This window comes from Pontibacter harenae (assembly GCF_020907245.1).
GTDB classification, from domain to species: Bacteria; Bacteroidota; Bacteroidia; order Cytophagales; family Hymenobacteraceae; genus Pontibacter; species Pontibacter harenae.
The window spans coordinates 1-21034 of sequence record NZ_JAJJWH010000023.1 but is presented as its reverse complement, the minus strand read 5'-3'; the positions used below and the strand labels follow the sequence as shown (position 1 = coordinate 21034).

Sequence of the window (21034 nt, the reverse complement as noted above, 5' to 3'; positions counted from 1 at the left end):
TGATGATAAGCTTTAAGCATCTAAGCAGTATTTGACACGACACACAAAACATATTATGATCTTCTGAAAAGCATTGAGGTGATAACTAAACTGATTAACGACGCAGATATGGATACAATAATTAAACTTACCACATAATTTAGGCTATCTCCTAGCTTGTACCTGAGCACAAGTACAGAAAATGCGATCAACAAGAAAACAACCCAATAGCTTAGCTTCCTGAACTGCGATGTTTTAGGTTTTGGAACTGGCAAAGCAGGAAGCATGAAGAAGGCTATAAATATCACTAGCAAGCCTACTAACGAGGAGCCGTTTTGAAGAAAATTGAACATTTCCATTTTAAAAGATTTGAATACTAGCTCTTTCTCTAAAATTGGAAACAGCCTGACGAACCTTCCGTCGATGTGGGTAAAGGCATCCCACCCGATGTGTGAAACAGTACCTATAAGTATAGATAAGATGACAATACCATAGTTTTTTCGAAAATACCCAACCCAATTCAGCCCTTTGAATTGAATTAGGCGGCGCTGCAGGAAAAGAGGCAGATGGTCTATCAATTCATCGCGAACGAATACGTGAAACAAAAAAGCTAGAAGAAGACCAATGGGAAGATTAAAGTAAAAGATGCTTTTCCAGGTGTGGCTATAAGCATCGTAGGTGCTCATACGGATAAACTTCTCGAAATCAGGCGCCATGCTGCCCACTATCAACCCTGTCATAGATCTCCATCGCTCAGGAAAATATTTAAACGGTAAAACAATTGCGGGATGCGAAAATGTAAATGGCATATTTGAATTTTTTCGAGGTTGCTTCTGCAAGAGGATGCTACATCCTTTTACTTAGCAGAGGAATTACGCTACTAAGCTACAAACAGTTGATAGAACTGCGGCCTATAAGAGTATATTAACAAAAAATTATTATTAGGAGGTTGATGAGTTTGAGAACAGATAACGGCAAAACTTAGCTTTAAGTCAAAAGCTATCTCTGCTATTAAATCTTACTTCTTTAAGTATACCAGCTTAATATGATGTAACTATTTGTATCAACCAACACTAAAAACAACAAAATCCTGTATGTAATCTTACTATGCCAGAGGGTCCTCAAATACGATTCATAAAAGATCAATCGGAGCAGTTTATCCACCAGCCTGTGCTAAATGCAGAAGGAGATGCCGAAGGTATTCCTTTAGACCTGATAAAGGGGCAATGCCTGACAGATATCAAAACTTACGGTAAAGAGCTTCTGTTTTGCTTTCCTGATTTTGCCATTCGCGTGCACCTGATGCTCTTTGGTAAATATGCTATCAATGGGGAGCTTAACAGAAAACTGCGTTTGGGCTTTGAGTTTGAGAATGGCACGCTTAATTTTTACGCCTCAAATTGCAGGATTATCCGAGAACCACTACACAAGCTTTACGACTGGAGCCTCGATGTAATGCATCCTACTTTTGACAAAAAACAAGCATTGGCTAAGTTGGCTCGCAAACCAGAAAGGTTAATTAGCGATGCCTTGCTTGACCAAAATATTCTAGCGGGTGTAGGGAATATAATCAAGAATGAAGTCTTATTCCGCAGACAAGTTCATCCTGAAAGCACGGTAGGTAAAATTCCTGAACCAGTGCTGGCGCAACTAGTTCAGGAATGTGTTAAGCTGAGTTTTAAATACCTTGAATGGAAACGCGAGGGCACAGAAAACGAACACTGGAGCGTGTACCGAAAAAAGATTTGCCCTAGGGACCTCATTCCTCTACAGAAAGAGAAAATCGGCAGGCAAGGCAGAACCTGCTACTTTTGTGATAAATGCCAGCAACTGTACCTGCCAGACAACATAGCATAAAGAAGGAGCACTACAATCTCTATGGCTACCAGATTAAAATATGTAACGGATATCGCACCACGGAACAACCTCTTGCTGGAGCTTTTTAAACTCACTAATCCATCGCGATTTTAGCTGGTATTGGTAGCGCACATTAATGCCGCCAAACTGGCTCTGCTTGGTTTCCTGTATGGCAGGTGTCCAAATCAATTCCTCTGCCTTTGGGTTGATGGCTAAGTTAAGTTCGTGTTGCCATTGGTTGTGCGTCAGGAAAATAACCTCACAGCTCATCTGCTCCTTTAACTTTGGATGCACTACCTGGTTTAGCTGTTCAAGCAGTTTGCGGTAGTCCTCCAGCCAACCTTCATACACTATAACTGGTGAGAAATTTACGTGTACCTCATACCCTGCCTGATAAAAATCATTAATGGCATTTAACCGCTTCTCCAGGCTATCGGTGCGCACATCTACCAGCTTGCTTACCTTGTGAGGCAGCAGACTAAACCGTATGCGGGTTTTGCCCTGCGGGTCATAACTCAGCATATCCTCGTTCACAAACTTTGTAGCAAAAGTGGCAAAGGCTTTAGGGTGTTTCCTGAAAAAGCTAACCGCCGTCTGAACGCTGTCGGAGATGGAGGCATCTACCGAAACATCAGAGTTACAGCCAATATCATAGGTATAAAATTGCTGATGTGTCTGGTTTGGCACTTTAGGCCATGGCTGCTTCTGTACATGTTTGTTTACGGCTGCCAGTATTTCCTCTGTGTTAGTGAAAAGTGTTATAGGGTTTACTGGCTTGTTGCGGTCTACATAGCAATAGGCACAGGCACCTAAGCAACCGTTCGCCAGGCTTGGGGATATAAAATCAGAGCTTCTACCGCTTTCTCTACAAGTTAAGGTTTTAAGTCGCCCAAGTACCAGCACATTAGACTTTACCTGATAGTGATTTCCCTCCACATCAGGTAGTCTATTATGCTGTTTTATCTCCTGATGAACAGCGTCAGGATAAGTAAGCAATGCTTTTCGTCCCCGCTCATTCAGAGCATCAGGCGTATAGAAAATGGTAGATGGATGTAGTTTCTGCATATAGTATAACAACACCATCCGCACCTACTCAGTTCAAGAAAATAAATTTTCAAGATACTGATAACCAATGAATTGTAGTGTTTTTACAAGTCTATTTATTGAATTAAAGAAGGCATAGGTATGTTTCTTTTATAGCACCTCACGCACTAATACCAAGCTTATTGAGGTGTTAAAATTCAACTAACATACAAAGGGAAAACAAGAATGATAACAGCAGCTTTGGATAAGATAGAAACGAAAACAAGCCACCGTAGCTCTAAACTATGGATGCCTAAACAAGTGCTTATTACGCCAGCTGCATTGGCAGAACCTTGGGGGCAGCAAATGTATGAGCGGGTAAAATCTTTAGGATTGCCTGTGCAGGAATTAAAACAAAACAGAATTACAGGCTTGCGTGGTGAAGACGAGCGTGAGACATATAGAAAAGCAAAAAGCACACTAGCTATTGTAACAGCACCTGCAGGTGCATTCAACCTGCAGCCTATACCTCCCTCCGCTGATTACCAGTTTCACTTGGCAGAAGGCTGCCCTGCACACTGCCAATATTGCTACCTTGCAGGGAGTTTGCAAGGGCCACCTGTCATCAGGGCTTTTGCTAATTTACCTGCCATACTCGAGAACCTGCCTAAGTATAAAAAGCCTGCAGGAGTTACTACTTTTGAGGCAAGCTGCTACACAGACCCTTTAGGCATTGAGCACCTGACTGGAAGTCTGGCTGAAACAATACGTTTTTTTGGTGAACAGGAAGATATGCACCTGCGCTGGGTGTCTAAATTTGACCAGGTAGATAAGCTACTTGCATTACCACACAACGGAAACACGCAACCACGCATTAGCATCAACACGGACCTCATCTCCAAACGTATGGAAGGAGGCACAGCTTCTTTGGATGCCAGACTGGCCGCTATTCGTAAATTAGCTTTACCAAAAGCAGCAGGCGGCGGCGGTTATAAAGTAGGTCTGGTTATAGCTCCAATCATGCCTGTACCCGATTGGGAGGAGCAGTATACAGATTTGCTGGACAGGCTGGAGCAGGCATTAGACTTTGAGTGTGAGTTGACCTTCGAGTTGATCAGCCACCGCTTTACGCCTGGTTCTAAAGCTATTTTGCAGGAGTGGTACCCTAACACTCAAATAGACTTTGACGAGAGCAACAGATCTTTGAAGTTTAATAAGTTTGGCGGCAAGAAGTATGTATATCCTGCCATCACGATGAATATGCTACGCAGCTTTTTCCAGAGTGAATTGAAAAGACGCTTTCCTAACGCTCCTATTTTATACTGGACATAATAGGTGAGGTTAGTTGACAAACTAGTGTATATGACGAGTGAAGTAGCAGGTGTTTCAAATAGATAAAAATAGCCTGCTACTTTCCTATTATAATGCTGTATATTAAGATGCACTTTTTGATTTCAAATAAGGCATAACTCCTGCTACTGTTTCTTCGTGTAATTACTTTCAAGTAAACAACGCACTATGAAAGCAAGAAGTATATTATTAAACAGTCGCCCACAGGGCATGCCGACACAGGAAAACTTTAAATTTACGGAACAAGAACTGCCTGAATTACAGGAAGGAGAAGTGCTCCTAAAAGCACTATACGTATCGGTAGACCCTTACATGCGTGGCCGCATGAGTGATGCAAAGTCTTATGTGGCACCTTATAATGTTAATGAGCCCATTGTTGGAGGTATCGTGGCCGAAGTGGTGGAGAGCCAAAACAACCAGTACAAAAAAGGAAGCATTGTGGAAGGCCGTCTGCCTTGGCAAACCTACAGCATTTCAAAAAGTGATGACCTTACAATAGTAAATCCTGACCTTGCACCACTCGGCTATTACTTAGGCATATTAGGCATGCCAGGTTTAACAGCATATTTTGGTTTGCTGCGCATTGGTGAACCTAAAGAAGGTGAAACAGTGGTGGTATCTGGAGCTGCAGGCGCTGTGGGTACTGTTGTAGGTCAGATAGCCAAAATAAAAGGTTGCCGGGTTGTGGGCATAGCTGGTTCCGACGATAAAGTAAAGTACCTGAAAGAGCAGCTGGGCTTTGACGAAGCTATAAATTACAAAACAACTGATGATATAAAAGCAGCTATAGAAAGTGCCTGCCCAAATGGTGTTGATATTTATTTTGACAACGTTGGTGGTGAAATATCTGATGCTACTTACGGCTTGCTTAACAACTTTTCCAGAATAATTGTCTGCGGACAGATTTCGCTATACAATGCCACCTCACAACCCACAGGGCCACGTGTAGAACCAATCTTGCTCAGAACAAAATCGCTTATGAAAGGCTTTATCGTTAGCGATTATGCCAGTGATTTCGGCCAGGGTATAAAAGAACTTGCGGCCTGGGTACAAGCGGGGCAGTTAAAATATGAACAAACCATAACTGAGGGCTTCGACAATATACCAGAGGCTTTTTTGGGCTTGTTTAAAGGTGAAAACACAGGAAAGCAGTTAGTTCATGTGGCAGACCCAGAAAAAGAATAATTTAAACTGGTAACAGCTATGCTCCTACCAGACAGAAGCCACTTGTTTAGCTAAACGAGTGGCTTCTGTCTGGTAACGATATTGTAATCTCAGCTTAAGGCAATCCTATCAGAGCATCTACAATCTTTTCAATCCATTTCGGCATTACACTGGAGGTGATGCCGCTTGTCATGGCACTGCTCATGTGGTTGAAAACAGATTTCGTGTAATCTCTCTCTACTTTTATGTTTCCTTCACGATAGTTTCCTAGCTTAGAAGGATTGTTATCTTTTACCACCAGATTGTTGATGAGCCAGCTTCCAGCATTCAGAAAAAAACCTGGATTTCCAGGATCATTCTTGTCAATCATCTGCATTTTCAGATCGTCATACAAAAGGTGTACCTGCCCTTCCGATATGTGTTCTGTTGCACGTACATTAAATTTGGCCTCATTTATACTACCGCTTTCCATCCGAAAAAACATGATTTTCTCAAACAACGGGTTGAATGCTTCAAATTTCATCGGCTCCAAAGTCCCCTCATAAGTATATAAGTCTTCGGGGTGGTCCATGTGAAATTCGAAGTTTGCTTTTAGCAAACTCTTGCCCATAAAGCTGCTGCTTCCAACCACGGTAACAATGCTCTTCTCACGAAGCTGCAGGGTATCGTTTGTGATATTGGTGAACAGTAGTTTAGTATCATCAAGTGTGAGCACACCTGGTTCTACACCATCGGCTGCTATCTCTGAATATATTATTTCGCCCCCTCCTACAGCTATTGTATCAATTTGAACAAAGTATTTAACATTGCGCAGCATACTTTGTAATGTAGGAGGTCTTCTGTTTGGGTCTTCGTCAACGCGCCTGTCCCTGTACATGTTTAATTCGGGTTCTAGCAAGCTGATTTTCGAAGCTATGATTTCTTGGTTGTTAAACAAGGCGTACAGTTTTAAGCCTTGCATCTCAATTTTAGGGAGCGTCAACTCAATGCGATCTTCTGCATATTCAAGTTTATCCTGGTACTCATCCGTCTCAAAGAGCGGTTCCAGTTCTAGGCTGTCTATGACAAGAGTTTGGCTGCTAAGACTTGTTCTTAGTTTCGCTATACTAAATTCGTACAAACTATCAGCGGTTAAGAATTCATAGTCCCTAACTAGTATCCCTAAATCGTCTACTTTAAACATTTCCAAAGGATCAGATGCATCAAGAGAAGCTAGCCTTAGTTCGTCTAAAACAACAGAAACATGTCCCAGCGACTGACTTTTTTGCACCGTATCCTCCAGGATGTTCATCACAAAATCGCCATCTTCCAGCCGTAGCCGCTCTACTCTAAAGACATCAACGATTTCATCTAGCTGCTCGCTCACCTGATTTTTGCTCTCCGTATCTTTCTGCTCTCCACTAGTTCCTTCACCTGCTGCTCCATCTTCAGAGCGGCGCTCCACTACCCGCTGGTCCTGCAGTATGGCTACCTCAGGCCTTGTTAGTAATACTTCTGCCATTACAAAACGACCTGTTCTGTAGGAATGTATCAGGTCCAGACCACTGATCTTAAATTCTCTGGCAGACACATCGAAAAGATTACGACTGGCAGCATCAAAGTTTTGTTCTTTCAGGCGTTCGTGTGCTTCCCTATCTGAAGTGATGTTAAACAGGCGAGCAAGCAATTCCTGCTCACGGCTGGAGTAACGCATACTGTCTAGTGTAACCGTATAGACACTATCAGGCGACTGATACGTATAGTTACTTGCTGTCAGCAGCATTTCATTTATAGGTATAGCATCATCCAGGTTAGTGAAGGTTTTAGGGCTGAGGTAAAGCCCTGTTATAGTCGAGGATAAATGATCCAGCCGCTGTGTCCTAATTATCTCATCCCGATTTTCCCGATACGTAAAGGTACCGTCCTCCAGGTGAACGGCATTGAAAGTAATAGGGTTAAAGAATCTGAATAAGGCGTTTTTAAGCTGTTCTTGCTTATTACCTTCAGATGAGGATGTCGTTACACCTCTGTTCATCAACACACCTACATTAGGCTGGCTAAACGTAATCTGGTTTACAGCTAGCCTTCCACTATTCATGGCTTTAATTACATCCAGCCCTTCAATTCTTAGCATAGGCGCGGAGAAATCATACAAACTTCTTTGCGCATCGTCAGACTTCTTGAGCCTGTTATTTTGCTGAAGATCATAGTTTAGATCAATGGATCTTGCTGTGAATGTCTTGTTTTTGGTGGAGTAACGGAACTGGCCAAGTGAAAGGGTTTGGGCATTTCCTGGTATAAGGTATTTATAGTTTCGCCCTGCCAGAACAATATTATCCAAAGGCAAGCGCGGCTCCTGCTCATAAATAAAAAGTGAGTCTATGTGTATACCTGTAAGAGAGAGTGAAGCATCTCCTAGTTCTTGGCTAAAAACAAAACTGCCTTTTTTTAGCTTTTCGGTGAAGTAGGCATTCTGGAAATGTAGTTGCCCAACTTTCAATTCTTTTACAAAATTAGACACCTGCTCATAGGTTGATTGTACTAGTTCCTGCACCGTTACATCAGGCTCTGGCACTTGCTGAGCGTGAACCATGGCAAGAGCAGGTCTTGCCAGTTCTATGTTGCCAATGTCTAAAATGCTGGTCTTAAAAGCCTGTAAAAGATCAAGATTATCGATTCGAATACCAGGTGATTTAAAGTCATAAAGCACAGCAAGAGCTTTGCCTGTAGCTTTCAACCTATCGTTTTTATTTAAATCGGCTCTTACGATAGCGGAATTGATATATAAGTACTTCTCCTGACTCGATAACTCAAGTAAGCCAAAACTGTAGGTGTAGGGAGATGTAGGGTGGCTGAAACGATAGTTTTCCGCAGCCACGAAAAAGTCTTGAACAGGCAAATTTTCTCTTGGTGAGAAAAGTGTGGCGGAATCAATCTGCACCTCCCGTAGCTTCACATCCAGCTTATCCAGGCTTTGTACAGTTACTATCTGATCATACTTTGTACGGTAAGCCACGCTGATTCCTGATAGATTCACCTCGTCCAGACTTATGGATTTTAGGAATTCTGACACTTTTGCATAGAGTTGCTTCGGGTCCATAGATGCTGTGTCGGCGGGCACTTCTGGATTTTCCAAAACTTCTAGGGCAGCGTTTTGCAACGTAAGCCCGTCCATTTGAATTTGCTTATTTTGATAAGCTTCAACTACATTGAAACCTTCTAACCTAAATTGTGGCACTAGCACCTCAAACAGCATGCGCTTAGCATCCTGAGTATTAAGAGCCACATTAGCTTCATGGTTAGGCGTCACCTTCAGATCTTCCAGCTGTAGCTTACCTGCCTTAGAAGCGTAGCTGAACAGCCTAAAGGCGATGTGGTAGACATTGTCTGGCACGTGGTAAGCATAATCTCTAAGCTCCAGCTGTATATCTTCCGCATCGAACATTTCCGCGTAATCATCTGCATCTAGAGGGCCAAGTTCCATCTCCAGAATACGCAGCGATAAATGGGGAACAGCGTGTACAGGTGTATCAGATGCCCCCCAAACATACTGATAAACACTTGCTGAAGGAATGTCTATTTCTCCAATGTCGATGGACTTTACAAGCCCCCCCATACCACCTTTGCCCTTGCTTTCTTTAGAGTTTTGCTGCCCCTTCTCAACCTTGTTGTCTTTAAACAACTTTATCTGAGGGCTATCCATAAACACAGTACCTATGCTTAGCTGCTTTCTCAAAAGCAAATCCAGGATGTTGATACTGGATACTGTAAACTCCTCTGTTTCCAGGTAAACCAGCATGGGGCTGGCCTCTCCAGCTTTCCGCTGTTGTAGGTGCACGGCCGAGTCAGCAGATAGCTTTACCTTATCTAACGTAACAGTGGTACTAAGCAAATTGATATAAATATCTTCAAAGTCGAGTTGGTACAAACCATTAGTTTGCTCAGCTACCTGTTTCTTAAGAAAACGTTCTGCATAAGGCTCCAGTGCAGTAAGAAGCAGTATGGTAAGTATAAGAATCAGGCCCAAGAGGCAGGCAGATATGATACCTGCTACCTTTAGCACTTTTCGGCCAAGACCTGATATTTCTGATGAGGACATTGATTTAGATAAGGTTAAAGTTTTGTTATATGGGACATTCTCAAACCCCTTATAAAATTCTGTTTATTGAAATTTATGAAGGATATTAAAGTCTCTTTACAAACTAGTTAATCTAAATCTACGGGAGGCAAGGCAATAGGGTATAAAAGACGAGGCTTTCTGTAGGAAATCATGTACGCTTTGCTACACTAAAACAGATAATTCTGCTGTCTAGCACAAGCTTAGAACAGAGAGGAATTCATGAATATTGGAAGGTTAGAGTTAATAAAGAAATTGGTGGATATTAGCTCAACACAATTAAAAAGTTCTTGTTTAATAACCTTTCAAATCTATCTCTTCCGTGTCAAGCATATCCACTTTTCGCCCCATTTTTTTCTGGATAATTTTAAAATGATGCCCATCCTCCTTAGTGATCAAGGATATTGCTTCGCCAGTAGCACCTGCCCTGCCAGTCCTGCCTATCCTGTGTACATAATCTTTAGGAGAGCGCGGCAGGTCGTAGTTTACAACAACAGGAAGTGTTTTGATGTCGATGCCGCGAGAGGCCAGATCAGTAGCTACTAAAACCTGGAGTTTGCCTGACTTGAAACGCTGCAGCGCTTCTGTACGGGCACCCTGGCTTTTATCGCCGTGCATCGCCATGGCCTGTAAACCATTTTTGTTTAGCTTCGCCACCAGGTTATCAGCACCCCGAATACTCGACACAAACACCAACACCTGTTGCATATTTCCTTGCTTGATCAGGTACCGCAAAAAAGGCCCCTTCCGCTCTGTACTGATGCGGTAAGCCACCTGCTTAATCAGTTCTAGTTGGTTCTCCTCTTTCTCCTCCTCTACTGAAATAACAACAGGAGAACTTAGCAACCGCTCTTTAACAACCTCAACATCACGAGCTAGCGTGGCTGAGAAAAGAAGATTTTGCCGCTTCTGAGGCAGAAGCGCAATAATTCTGTTCATTTCTTCTTCGAAGCCCATGTTCAGCATCTTGTCAGCCTCGTCCAGCACCAGAACCTCAAGCTCTGAAAGGTGCAGTGCTTTATTATCGATCAGATCCAGTAAGCGGCCTGGCGTGGCTACTAGAATTTCTGTGCCACTCAGCGCCATCATCTGTGGGTTTATACTAACGCCACCATACACAGCCAATGTCTTTACACGCCGAGTCAGGTGTAGGCTGAAGCCTTTGAAAACATCAGCTACCTGCAAAGCCAGTTCACGCGTAGGCACCAGCACTAAGGCTTTTATAAAACGGTTCTTGCCTGGCTGCTTTTGCTGGAACTGTTGCAAAATAGGCAGTGCAAAACCTGCTGTTTTTCCTGAACCAGTTTGGGCTATTCCCAACAAATCTTTACCAGCCAAAATAGCAGGAATAGCCTGCTGTTGGATTGGGAAAGGCTGATTATAACCTTGCCCTTCAATGGCTTTTAGAATGGAGGCCGATAAACCGAGATCTGAAAAATTCATAAAGTAAAAAATGTAGTACGAACGAAAAATGTTTAGGCACTACAAAGATACGTTTATTAAGGCAAAGCCGAAGGAAAGCCCCGTATTAGAGCTTTATTAAGCGAACAACAGATAGACAAGAATAGGCTCATCTGGCAAGCTGATTATGATATATTCTAGCAACTACAAAAAAAGAAGCCGCCCACATCTTGTGTAGCGGCTTCTGAGTCAACCTTTATAACTTTAAGAGCTAATGAATATTACTTTCTCAGCTCTGGCTGTTGCCTAACCTGGAGATAAAATCATCTAAAATTTCTTTGCTGTAGCCGATCTGGCGTGTGTACTCAAGGCAAAGGTCGTACTCTCTTTCTTCAACTTCCCCGTCCTGCAGCACCATCATAACCAACGCCTGCAACTCCAGTGTTTTTTGCAGACCGTCTTGTGGAATGATAAAAGAAAGTGATGAGAGATTATCAGTTATAGGAAGCGTATCCTCTTCCGTTAAACCTAACTGATTTCCTATGGATAAAAGAAATTCGCTTTCCATCTCATCAATATATTTATCAGCTAATGCCACCAACAGCATGTTCTGAAAGAAGGCTAGCTTCTTATCCTTTGTATCTAAAAAACTATCCAATGTTTTACTAGCTTCCATTTTTTCTCAATTTAAGTTTATACACAGATTAACCCGTTGCCCAAAGTCCTAAAATGGCTTCAAATGAGCAAAAAGGGTCATCTACACAATTTCATTTCTTCATTCTCTGTGCAAATGCTTCATACTGATACGTATCTAATCACGCTCAGCCTGTGCAATTTTAGAAGACCTGCATAAATCTTAGTTAAACAACCTGTAGGAATGGTTAGAGAAAGGAAAAATCTTAGTTAACCAAAGACGAAGAACTTCAAAAAGCAAATCCACTGCACTTCCTGATAGCTATAACATCGGTAGCAGCTTTGTCACAGTTGTTCAATTGAAACACTTAACACAACTTACAACCACTTGCTTTTATTTGAATTTAATATAGATCATCGTCTAAAAAACAACGTAAAATCATACTATAAAAGCTTTTAATTTCCTATAAAGGAACGGTTTTTGCCTTTTATACAATAATAAAGCAAGCCAATTTTAAATATTAATACAGCAAGAAATGACTCAGAATAAATATAAATATTTCCTATACATTATGCCAGTTTTGCTTTTGGCATTGATGGCATTTAAAAGTCCGCAAACGGACTTACCGAAGAGGATAGCTTCTTACCTAGATACTTTTCGTACACAATATGCACCTGAAAAGGTGTATGTGCAGACTGATAAACCTTATTATGCTCCAGGGCAGTCTGTGTGGTTAAAAGGATATGTGGTAGATGCAGCCACACTGCAGCCAACTACTAAAAGTGGCGTACTGTATGTGGATTTGTTTAACGCAGCTAACGAACCTGTTCAGCGCCTTAAACTGAAGGCTGAAAATGGTAAGGCAGCAGGCGACATTGTACTGCCTGATAGCTTACCAACAGGTACTTACAGACTTTCAGCCTATACGCAGTGGATGCGTAATTTTGGAGAAGAAGTCTTCTTCAACAGAAAGATAAGCGTATTTAGCGCTGCTGACGTCTCTAAGACAAGCGCCGCACAAGTAAACTCACAGGATGTTGATTTTCAGTTTTTCCCTGAAGGTGGTGAAATGGTACAGGGGCTAGTGAACCGAATAGCCTTCAAAGCAACTGATGCCAGCGGAAATGGAATAGCCGTTTCAGGAAGTGTTCTTGATGACCAGGGGCAAAAGGTGCTAGATTTCACAGATGCTCATTTGGGTATGGGTGCTTTCGATTTGAAGCCTCAGGCTGGACGCAGCTATATGGCTCGCGTGAAGACGAAAGATGGCAGAACACTAACTTATAGTCTTCCTGCAGCAAAGGCAACAGGCTATGTGCTGCGGATAAATGAAGCATCTGACAGAAATACCGTTACTGCTTCTATTACTGGAAACGTAAATGAGCAGGAGTCTTTAGTGCTTACGGGCATTAGCCAGGATGCTTTAATATACGCACATAATATTATCTTGAGGCCAGGACAAACTTACCGTCAGGAGGTTCCTACCTCAGCGTTTCCTACAGGTGTTGCTCGTTTGAACTTGTCTCGCGCAAACGGAGAGCCGCTGGCAGAACGGCTGGTGTTTGTAGATCAACAAGATAACCTTGATGTGACGCTAACAACAAACAAAGCTACTTATGGCGGAAGAGAGCTTGTAACGCTGCAACTTGAGGCAAAAAATAAAGAAGGTAAACCTGTAGCCACTGATTTTTCTTTGGCCGTAACAGACGATGAACTGGTAAAGCAAGTAAAACATGGCCTTGACATCAAGAGCTATTTACTCCTTACCTCTGACCTGCGTGGCCATGTAGAACAGCCAGGTTACTATTTTGAGAACGATAATCCAGAGAGGAAAGAAGCCTTGCAGTACCTGCTCATGACTCAGGGCTGGCGCCGATTTAGTTGGCAAGAAGCTGTAGCAGGTACCTTTCCTGCGTTACAATATCCAAGCGAAAAAGACCTGACTATTCGCGGAAAGCTAGTGACCAGCAGAGATAAACCTGTTGAAAATGGTGAAGCGCTTTTGTACTTGCAAGGGCAGCACCAGGCTTTTATCACAACAGAAACAAATAAACAGGGTGAATTTGCCTTTAGAGGTTTCGATTTTACGGGTGAGGTAGATATGGTGATACAGGGCACAGATGCCAGAGGAAGGCGTAAGCACCTGCAGGTAGTTATGGATGAGAACAATTACCTACCCAAAGCACCTACAATTTCTGCATCTCTATCTGACGCGCTTGTGGCTAGTACGCGTCAGGAGTTTGTGCTGGCAAGCAATCGGGTACGTTCTTCGGCCGCAGAGTTAGGCAGAACTTATACGCTAAGGGGAATCTTGCTGCCAGAGTTTGAGATTAAAGGAGAAAAGGACGTGTATGTTCCGTTTAAGCTACACCAGAAAGCCGATGTTGTTTTGAGTGGTCGAGAACTTCCTGCTGCTCCATCAGGTAATATCCTGGAAAGTCTTCAGGGGCGTGTGGCTGGGCTACAGGTTTTCCGCTCAGGATTAAACCAGTTTCAGGCCAGAATCAGAGGGCAGCAAGAGTCTCCACTTTACCTGATAGATGGTATGCCTGTATCTGAAAATGCTATCACAGGCTTAAACCAGTTTGATATCAGCCGTATTGAGATCTTGAAAAATGCAGCTAACACGAGTATCTATGGCGGAAGAGCATCTGGAGGTGTAATTGCCTTTTTTACAAAGCGCGGTGGCGAAGAGGATCAGGTAGTAGAACCAGGTACTTATATCATCATACATAAAGCGAGTGGCTTTAGCAAGGTGAGGGAGTTTTACAGTCCCCGCTACGATGAGCAAAATAACCGTGCCGATGAACCTGACATGCGTACTACTGTTTACTGGAACCCTAGTGTGAGGACCAATGCAGAAGGAAAGGCAACAGTAACCTTTTATACTGCCGACCGAAACACCACATACAGGGCTATAGCAGAAGGAATATCGGATGATGGGAACCCAGGCAAAGGAAACCTTACCTTCAGAGTGAACAGCAAAAACCTTTCTCAAAAATAGATATGAAAAAGCCTGCCGATTTAAGATCGGCAGGCTTTTTACTTTTTATGCCTATGCAGCAATGATTCTGACTTTCTGGCCTTTCAGTTATTCATGCAGATACCATTTATACAATACTTGCACTCGCAGCTCCTTAGGCCCTGATGGCTTTGAACCACTCTTTATGGCCGCAGTTATCGCAAGTTTGTTCTGGTTTGTTTTGTGATTGCACAACATTCCCACAACTGCCACAGGCAAAAAAGTCATCAGTTACAGTAAGCTCGTGGAGAAATTCTTTGTCCCAATCAGGTAAAATGCAAAGTCCCTCACGTTCTTCATCTTCATCATATAGATAGATGGTGAAAGAACCATTCGCTTCGAGATAGGCTCTTTGCACCTTCCCCAGGTTAGTAACTTCTTTGTTTCTGAACTCTGTCAGAAGTCGCTCACGCGTAATTTTGCTACGCTCCATATTTTTAAGCTGCAGACAGCCATCCTGTGCCAAAGCATTTATACTGCCCACTACCAGGCTCTCAAACTTTGCGCTCTTCATGGTATTGGTTGAGATAATACGTTGCACGCCAATAACAATAATTGCTACAATAACCGCAGGTATTAAGCCTTGGTTTGGGTCTTGCATGGGTAAACCTACAGCCGCTGCCAACGATACCATCGCAATCATCTCATTTCGGCTGATTAAAGCAGACATACGCTTACCCATTATCCGCATACTCACCATAAGCAGCAGGTATATAAACGATACTCGTATAATAACTTCAATCAAAAATATGGGCGGCGAGCTTCCCAGCAAGATTCTCATCCAATCCCAAAGTTCCGCATCTGTCGAATTCATATCTTTAAATTATAGGTTTAAATAACTGCAGCTATCCAGTCTTCAGAGTTACAGTTATCACAAGATTTGGGCGGCTCATCTGCTCTTTCAACCACATTACCACAGTAGCAACAGGCTTGTTTACCTTGCAGCTCCTCAGTGCTAGGGGGCAATACATTAGCAGACCTCGGAAAAACAGATAAACCTGGTCTTGCTTCTTTTAACTTATACAAGCTATAATGCCCGTCGGCTTCGGAATAAAGTCTTTTTACCTGACCCAGATGCCGAACACCTTTAGCTCGCAGTACAGAAAATATCTGATCTTTACTGATGCGCATTCTAGTAAGTTCATCCGGATCTACTACACCATTTTTAATAACAAGCTTGATATGGCCTTGTGTAAGCATTTCTACTTTTCGTTTATTGTAGGTAAGTAGCGTAACACCCTGGTGTAAGAGCAATATTGCAATGAGCAGTACAATGCCTGGCAAAATACCTTTGTCGAAGGCTTGCATCGGCACAGAGGCTATTGCACCCAATGTAAGCATGACGGCTAAATCAGTAATGGTCAGCTGCGCATTCATGCGTTTCCCCAACAAGCGCATTACAATAATCAAACATACATAAATGATGAGTGATCTGAGGAAAACTTCTACCATAAAGCCCCAAGGGTTATCCCCGATGAGGATTCGCTGCCAATCATCTAATTGTAAATCTTCTTCTTTCATCCCAATTTTATACTTATAGTAGAGTCAAAGGTTTATGATTTTAACTATACCCCATTACCTTTTAGATTTGAAGGGAGTTGTTATTTAGAAGTTCTTTTCAATTTAGATTACACTAGTTTTATAAGAGAGAGCGGCAAACTCTTATTTAGGTTCTGCGTTTACAGGTATCGGTTAAGGAACTACTACAGCTAATGAAAATGTAGAATCATGTTTACGTAGTAGCCCCTTCACTCACAGCGCCCCCATACTGTTTAACATTTTGTTTATATGAAAACTGCTAAACTGAAGTATTCTGCAAAGAAGGGGTACAAGCAAATAATTACAAGTATCGCCTTTTATCCAACGTTGATATCTTTGGGCATGTTGGTTACCTCATGGGGCACCAATCAACTAGATAAAGCTTCTATTGGGGGTTCGATAATGAGAGTAGTGCCATTCCTGCAGATTGACAATGCTGATACGGCACGCAGCCTGCTGTCTTCCCTCCTCACAGGCCTGATAACCCTCGTGACGTTCACTTTTACTATGGTGATGGTTGTTCTGACACAAGTAACCTCTAATTTTTCTCCCAGGTTGTTGCCAGATTTACTTAACCAGAAAGGAAGTCAAATTGTGATGGGCTCCATTATAGGTACTGTATGTTTTATCATCATCACATTAACCAACGTCGAAACAATGCAGTCGGGGCCGAAGGTGCCCCTATTTTCCGTTGTACTTGCTATGTTTATGAGTTTTGTCAGCCTAATATCTTTCATTTATTTTATCCATAGAGTTTCGAATGATGTTCAGATTGGCAACATTCTTAATGATATATACACCACTGTAAGAGACAATCTTAGCCGCGAACTTGATAGTGGTAGTTACCATGAGGTATGGGAAGAGGACGAGGAGTTTAGGCTTGTGAAAGCCTGGGACTCTGGCTACTTTGACACTATCACGAAAGATGAATTTAAGAAAAGCGCAGAAAAAAAAGGATTAAAAGTTAGGCTTTTAGTTAACCAAGGGACGTACTTGCTTAAAGGTGAACCTTTTCTTGAGATCAACTTGCCTTTGGATGATGAAGTTAAAGAAATACTGGAGGAGAACGTATTGTTGCGGCACCAGGAAATTGTGCAAGAAAACTTCCTTTATGGTTTTAAACACCTTACTGAAATAGCTGTAAAAGGACTCAGTCCTGGAGTAAACGACCCTGGCACAGCTATTCATGCAATAGACTATATGATGGACCTGCTTTGCAGGCTACAGCAACTAAAAGGGCAGAAAGTGATAAAACAGAAGGATGGTACAGCTTGTATTATTTACGCTCCTGTACCCTTCGAAAGAACATTTTACCTCTGTACTGCCAGTATAAGAGCTTATTCTACGCAAGATGTGGCAGTGCAGGCGCGCCTTATTGACCTGATCAGTAAAGTAAGTGCACGCGATGAACAAGACTTACATAAGTCTCTTCTTGAAAAAGAATTAAAATCTATTGAGGAGGCCTCAATAAAAGATATGAAAGCTCAGGAAGATATAGACTTCATCAAAGTCCTACTGCGTAAAGCCAGATTAGAACATATGTCCTAAAACATTGGCACCTGCTTTTATCTTGGTTGATAAGCTTCCATGAAAAACGAAACCACCCTTTGTGATAGAATAAAAAGCTATTACAAAGGGTGGTTTCGTTAACAGGTTTTATGGCAAGGATGAGTTTATTTGCTGCCTTTCCTTAGGTAGATATTCCCATTCATGTTCTTCACCATAATTTCAGAACCGCCTAGACTAGTGGAACTGAACATTTTTAAGCGAACAGCCTTTTTTAGCAAAAAACTTACTATATTGATACTATAAATACAAATGTATTTAAGTAACAAAAGTACAGTAAACATAAAGCGCAAAGGTACCTCATAAATTGTTGCTAAATGCATGTAGAAAGCTATTATTGTTGCTTTATAAATCACACTTCTCCAATATTTTGGAGACAGATAGTTTAAACTAATTAAGTGTCCTTACTTATTACCTGATACTTTACATCTACATTCCTTTAAACTTTGGCAACAGAAAGGACAAGTTAAGCCTGATGGAAGTAGAGAACAGGCTCCAAACAAAAAACACCTATGGCCAATAAAAATAAGGGCAGGCGCGAGTTTCTTAGAAACTCAGGACTGGCAACACTTCCGCTGCTTTTACCTACAGGTTTAGCAGTTCCAACTGCTTATGCCAACAGTACAAACAAAGAAGAAAACATAAATTTCTTTACTGATGGAGCCTTAACGTCACCCTTAGAATACGTGCAGGAGCTTCAGGCAATTGTTACCAAGAACAGTGACACACAAGACGCCTATGCAAAAGGTGGCGCTGTGGCTAAACTAGAGCAGAAGTTTGCTGAAATAACAGGAAAAGAAAAGGCCATTTTTATGCCATCGGGCACCATGGCAAACAACCTAGCGATTAGAGTTCTAAACGGAAACAACACCAAAGTTTTTGTACAGGAAGTAAGCCACCTTTATCGTGATGAAGGTGATGCGGCACAAGCAGTTCACAGTAAAAGGTTGATTCCTCTCGCGCCCGAGAAAGGTGCTTTTAGTTTAGAAGATTTAAAAGAAGCGATCACCTATCATGATAAGGGAGAAGTGTTTAAAAGCGGTATAGGAGCCGTCTCCATAGAAAACCCTGTGCGTAGAGCTGATGGAGAGATTTTTCCGATAGACGAAATAAAGAAGGTCTCCTCCTATTGTAAAGAAATCAATATAAAGCTACACTTAGATGGAGCAAGACTGCACCTAGCCTCTGCCTACTCTGGAGTTCCTATCAAAGAATATGCTTCTTATTTTGATACAGTATATATATCACTCTACAAGTACCTTGGCAGCAAAGGAGGAGCAGTGCTTTCAGGCGATGCAGCGGTAATAGACCAGATGCCCCACCTGATAAAGATATTCGGCGGTAACATGTACCAAAACTGGCCTTACGCTGCTATGGCCCTCGATAAAATATCAGGTATCGAAGGCATTCTTCAAAAGTCCAAAACAAAAGGAGAACAGCTCATCAGCCTGATTAACCAATCTCCAAACATGAAGATTACCAAGATTCCGAACGGAAGCAACATTTTTAATCTTCAGGTTACAACACCTGTTAACTATGAGAAACTGTCTGCTTACCTAAAAGAAAAAGAAGGCATCCAAATCAGAATGCCAGACAGTCATGGCAGCATCAAGTTCTTTATCAACGAAACGATCCTCAGACGAAAAAATGAAGCCATTGTTACCGCATTAACAAAAGCTATCAACTCTTCACTTGCTTGATTTTTTCTCGTCTGCAGCAAGAACAAATATCTTCATAAACAGCAAAGCTTTACTTACCTACTTAAAACCAGACTTTTCTACACTTAAAGTATACTTCCAATGAAAGAAGCACATCAAAATGAAGAAAATAAATCCCGCAGAGGGTTTCTGAAAAAGACTGCTAAGGGTGGACTTGCAGCACTTTCTATAAGCAGTGTAGCAGCCAGCGCCGCCAGTATATCTTGCATAGCTAGTCCAGAAGAAACCTTTACTACTGTCTCCCCACGCATCAAACCAGATCATGTAATCAGATCTATTCCTAAAAACATGGTTTGGGGTTATTTTGGTGCTGATGTACCTCCTGTAGCTCGAGTTAAGGACGGAGATATAGTAGAAATACATACCGTTAGTACCGCTGGAATCAGTAGCAGAAACCCTGAGGCTTTCTTCAAAGACAATAACCTCTCTATTGATCAGCATGCACAAGAAATCATAGATATCTTGAAAAACGTACAGCCAGAGCCATCTGGCATCAGAGGCCATATGCTCACGGGGCCAATCTATATAGAGGGCGCTGAACCTGGTGACACTTTGGAAATTCGTATACTTGACTTACCACTACGCAGTAACTATGGCGTGAACAGTGTTTGGCCTGGAGGCGGTGGCATTCCAGATGCTGTTACAAGCAGGGAGAATTTTGTTTATCGCTACGACAAAAAGAAGAATACAGCCTCTTTTGTTGAAGGTGTAGAAATACCTCTTAAACCTTTTATGGGAGTAATGGCCTTATCCCCTCCCCCTGAAACTGGCCGTGTCAGCTCCATACCGCCAGATTTTTTCGGAGGTAATTTAGATATCAAACATTTAGTTAAAGGCACTACTTTATTTCTGCCTGTATCTGTGCCAGGTGGTCTTTTTACTACAGGAGATTGCCATTCTGCACAGGGTAACGGAGAAGTGAGTGGTGTAGCTATAGAAGCCTCTCTCGCATTAGTCGCAAAGTTTATAGTACACAAGGGCAAAACCATAAAACAACCACGTGCCGAAACACCTACTCATTTTATCGCTATTGGCCTAGATCCAGATTTGGATAAGGCTATGCAAAACGCTCTTACTGAAACGGTAAATTTCATAAAAGATGAGATGGGATTTACTTTCAATCAGGCCCTGTCCATTGCCAGTACAGGTGTTGATTTTGAGGTAAGCCAGGTGGTGGACAGAACCCTTGGCGTACATGCCATGATACCAAAGTCTATTTTCACAAAGAAAAAATTTCATTACTGGACCTAGTTCTATATTAGAAGAGGCAAGTCAGTTTAGCACAATTTGTGCCATCAAAGCGTCCACGACAGAACGAACGCCCTATTAATGTTAACTTTTATGATTGGGAGCATAATAGCCCCTGGGGAGGGTCAGACAATTATGGTATAGGCTGGTAAAAGATATTGACTTGAGGGTAGAAATCTTTTTTGAGAAAACGTCAGCAGCATTTATGGTACTTAGGCAGTTACAGTTATCTCAGTCATGATAAATAAGAAGCGGGAGACACAATGTATGCCACTCCCGCTTCTTAATTTATTGTAAAATTAGTTAGAAGTAGATAGGAGCCAAAGCATTGCACTACAAATACATTTTATTCTGCAATACTAACACCTTAAGTTCAAAACTAGCATCCCCCCGCCGTCCCCCTATGCTGCCGCTACGTTTCCGCTGGGTATAAAACG

14 protein-coding genes are annotated in these 21034 nt (G+C 42.1%); 7 read left to right on the top strand and 7 right to left on the bottom strand.

Features of this window, described 5'->3' with window-relative positions; translation table 11 throughout:
- Positions 1-53: 53 nt before the first annotated feature.
- Positions 54-788, bottom strand: coding sequence for a DUF4184 family protein (locus LN893_RS12670; RefSeq protein ID WP_229970587.1), 735 nt, complete (start codon positions 786-788; stop codon positions 54-56).
- Positions 789-1086: 298 nt separating this feature from the next.
- Between LN893_RS12670 and LN893_RS12665 the strand changes: the two genes are divergently transcribed.
- Positions 1087-1836, top strand: coding sequence for an Fpg/Nei family DNA glycosylase (locus LN893_RS12665; RefSeq protein ID WP_229970585.1), 750 nt, complete (start codon positions 1087-1089; stop codon positions 1834-1836).
- Between the two features lie 33 nt (positions 1837-1869).
- Here LN893_RS12665 and LN893_RS12660 read toward each other — a convergent pair whose 3' ends face one another.
- Positions 1870-2901: a spore photoproduct lyase family protein gene (locus tag LN893_RS12660; protein ID WP_229970583.1), complete on the bottom strand. Its 1032-nt coding sequence runs from the start codon at positions 2899-2901 to the stop codon at positions 1870-1872.
- 219 nt (positions 2902-3120) lie between these two features.
- On the opposite strand from LN893_RS12660, the gene LN893_RS12655 reads away from it, so the two are divergent.
- Both LN893_RS12655 and LN893_RS12650 read left to right on the top strand, forming a co-directional pair.
- Entirely contained in the window at positions 3121-4191 is a 1071-nt protein-coding gene (locus LN893_RS12655) for a spore photoproduct lyase family protein (RefSeq protein WP_229970580.1), read from the top strand.
- A 186-nt stretch (positions 4192-4377) separates the two neighbouring features.
- On the top strand, positions 4378-5394 hold the full coding sequence (locus LN893_RS12650; protein WP_229970579.1) for an NADP-dependent oxidoreductase: 1017 nt from the start codon (positions 4378-4380) through the stop codon (positions 5392-5394).
- Positions 5395-5488: 94 nt separating this feature from the next.
- On the opposite strand, the gene LN893_RS12645 is transcribed toward LN893_RS12650, so the two are convergent.
- From LN893_RS12645 to LN893_RS12635, 3 genes are all read right to left on the bottom strand, one after another.
- Positions 5489-9451 (bottom strand): AsmA family protein, encoded by a 3963-nt coding sequence (locus LN893_RS12645; protein ID WP_229970578.1) that lies wholly within the window; start codon positions 9449-9451, stop codon positions 5489-5491.
- A gap of 312 nt (positions 9452-9763) precedes the next feature.
- Positions 9764-10912 (bottom strand): DEAD/DEAH box helicase, encoded by a 1149-nt coding sequence (locus tag LN893_RS12640; RefSeq protein WP_229970577.1) that lies wholly within the window; start codon positions 10910-10912, stop codon positions 9764-9766.
- Positions 10913-11159: 247 nt separating this feature from the next.
- Positions 11160-11546 carry a hypothetical protein gene (locus tag LN893_RS12635; RefSeq protein ID WP_229970576.1) on the bottom strand — a complete coding sequence of 129 codons (387 nt, stop codon included), beginning with the start codon at positions 11544-11546 and terminating at the stop codon, positions 11160-11162.
- A gap of 493 nt (positions 11547-12039) precedes the next feature.
- On the opposite strand from LN893_RS12635, the gene LN893_RS12630 reads away from it, so the two are divergent.
- Positions 12040-14508, top strand: coding sequence for a TonB-dependent receptor (locus LN893_RS12630; RefSeq protein ID WP_229970575.1), 2469 nt, complete (start codon positions 12040-12042; stop codon positions 14506-14508).
- Between the two features lie 133 nt (positions 14509-14641).
- Here LN893_RS12630 and LN893_RS12625 read toward each other — a convergent pair whose 3' ends face one another.
- Complete coding sequence (locus tag LN893_RS12625; RefSeq protein ID WP_229970574.1) at positions 14642-15340, bottom strand: DUF421 domain-containing protein; 699 nt, start codon at positions 15338-15340, stop codon at positions 14642-14644.
- A gap of 17 nt (positions 15341-15357) precedes the next feature.
- Positions 15358-16047 (bottom strand): DUF421 domain-containing protein, encoded by a 690-nt coding sequence (locus tag LN893_RS12620; RefSeq protein WP_229970573.1) that lies wholly within the window; start codon positions 16045-16047, stop codon positions 15358-15360.
- Between the two features lie 267 nt (positions 16048-16314).
- Here LN893_RS12620 and LN893_RS12615 point away from each other — a divergent pair, with 267 nt between their 5' ends.
- The 3 genes from LN893_RS12615 (at position 16315) to LN893_RS12605 (ending at position 20600) form a co-directional block, all read left to right on the top strand.
- Positions 16315-17613: a DUF2254 domain-containing protein gene (locus LN893_RS12615; protein ID WP_229970571.1), complete on the top strand. Its 1299-nt coding sequence runs from the start codon at positions 16315-16317 to the stop codon at positions 17611-17613.
- Between the two features lie 530 nt (positions 17614-18143).
- Positions 18144-19331, top strand: coding sequence for a threonine aldolase family protein (locus tag LN893_RS12610; protein ID WP_229970569.1), 1188 nt, complete (start codon positions 18144-18146; stop codon positions 19329-19331).
- A 99-nt stretch (positions 19332-19430) separates the two neighbouring features.
- Entirely contained in the window at positions 19431-20600 is a 1170-nt protein-coding gene (locus LN893_RS12605; RefSeq protein ID WP_229970568.1) for an acetamidase/formamidase family protein, read from the top strand.
- The last annotated feature ends 434 nt before the right edge of the window (positions 20601-21034 follow it).

What these genes read in the sequence shown, in the direction of transcription:
- LN893_RS12670 (WP_229970587.1), bottom strand. Translation starts at nt 788, where the DNA reads ATGCCATTTACATTTTCGCATCCCGCAATTGTTTTACCGTTTAAATAT.
- LN893_RS12665 (WP_229970585.1), top strand. Translation starts at nt 1,087, where the DNA reads ATGCCAGAGGGTCCTCAAATACGATTCATAAAAGATCAATCGGAGCAG.
- LN893_RS12660 (WP_229970583.1), bottom strand. Translation starts at nt 2,901, where the DNA reads ATGCAGAAACTACATCCATCTACCATTTTCTATACGCCTGATGCTCTG.
- LN893_RS12650 (WP_229970579.1), top strand. Translation starts at nt 4,378, where the DNA reads ATGAAAGCAAGAAGTATATTATTAAACAGTCGCCCACAGGGCATGCCG.
- LN893_RS12645 (WP_229970578.1), bottom strand. Translation starts at nt 9,451, where the DNA reads ATGTCCTCATCAGAAATATCAGGTCTTGGCCGAAAAGTGCTAAAGGTA.
- LN893_RS12640 (WP_229970577.1), bottom strand. Translation starts at nt 10,912, where the DNA reads ATGAATTTTTCAGATCTCGGTTTATCGGCCTCCATTCTAAAAGCCATT.
- LN893_RS12635 (WP_229970576.1), bottom strand. Translation starts at nt 11,546, where the DNA reads ATGGAAGCTAGTAAAACATTGGATAGTTTTTTAGATACAAAGGATAAG.
- LN893_RS12630 (WP_229970575.1), top strand. Translation starts at nt 12,040, where the DNA reads ATGACTCAGAATAAATATAAATATTTCCTATACATTATGCCAGTTTTG.
- LN893_RS12625 (WP_229970574.1), bottom strand. Translation starts at nt 15,340, where the DNA reads ATGAATTCGACAGATGCGGAACTTTGGGATTGGATGAGAATCTTGCTG.
- LN893_RS12620 (WP_229970573.1), bottom strand. Translation starts at nt 16,047, where the DNA reads ATGAAAGAAGAAGATTTACAATTAGATGATTGGCAGCGAATCCTCATC.
- LN893_RS12615 (WP_229970571.1), top strand. Translation starts at nt 16,315, where the DNA reads ATGAAAACTGCTAAACTGAAGTATTCTGCAAAGAAGGGGTACAAGCAA.
- LN893_RS12610 (WP_229970569.1), top strand. Translation starts at nt 18,144, where the DNA reads ATGGCCAATAAAAATAAGGGCAGGCGCGAGTTTCTTAGAAACTCAGGA.
- LN893_RS12605 (WP_229970568.1), top strand. Translation starts at nt 19,431, where the DNA reads ATGAAAGAAGCACATCAAAATGAAGAAAATAAATCCCGCAGAGGGTTT.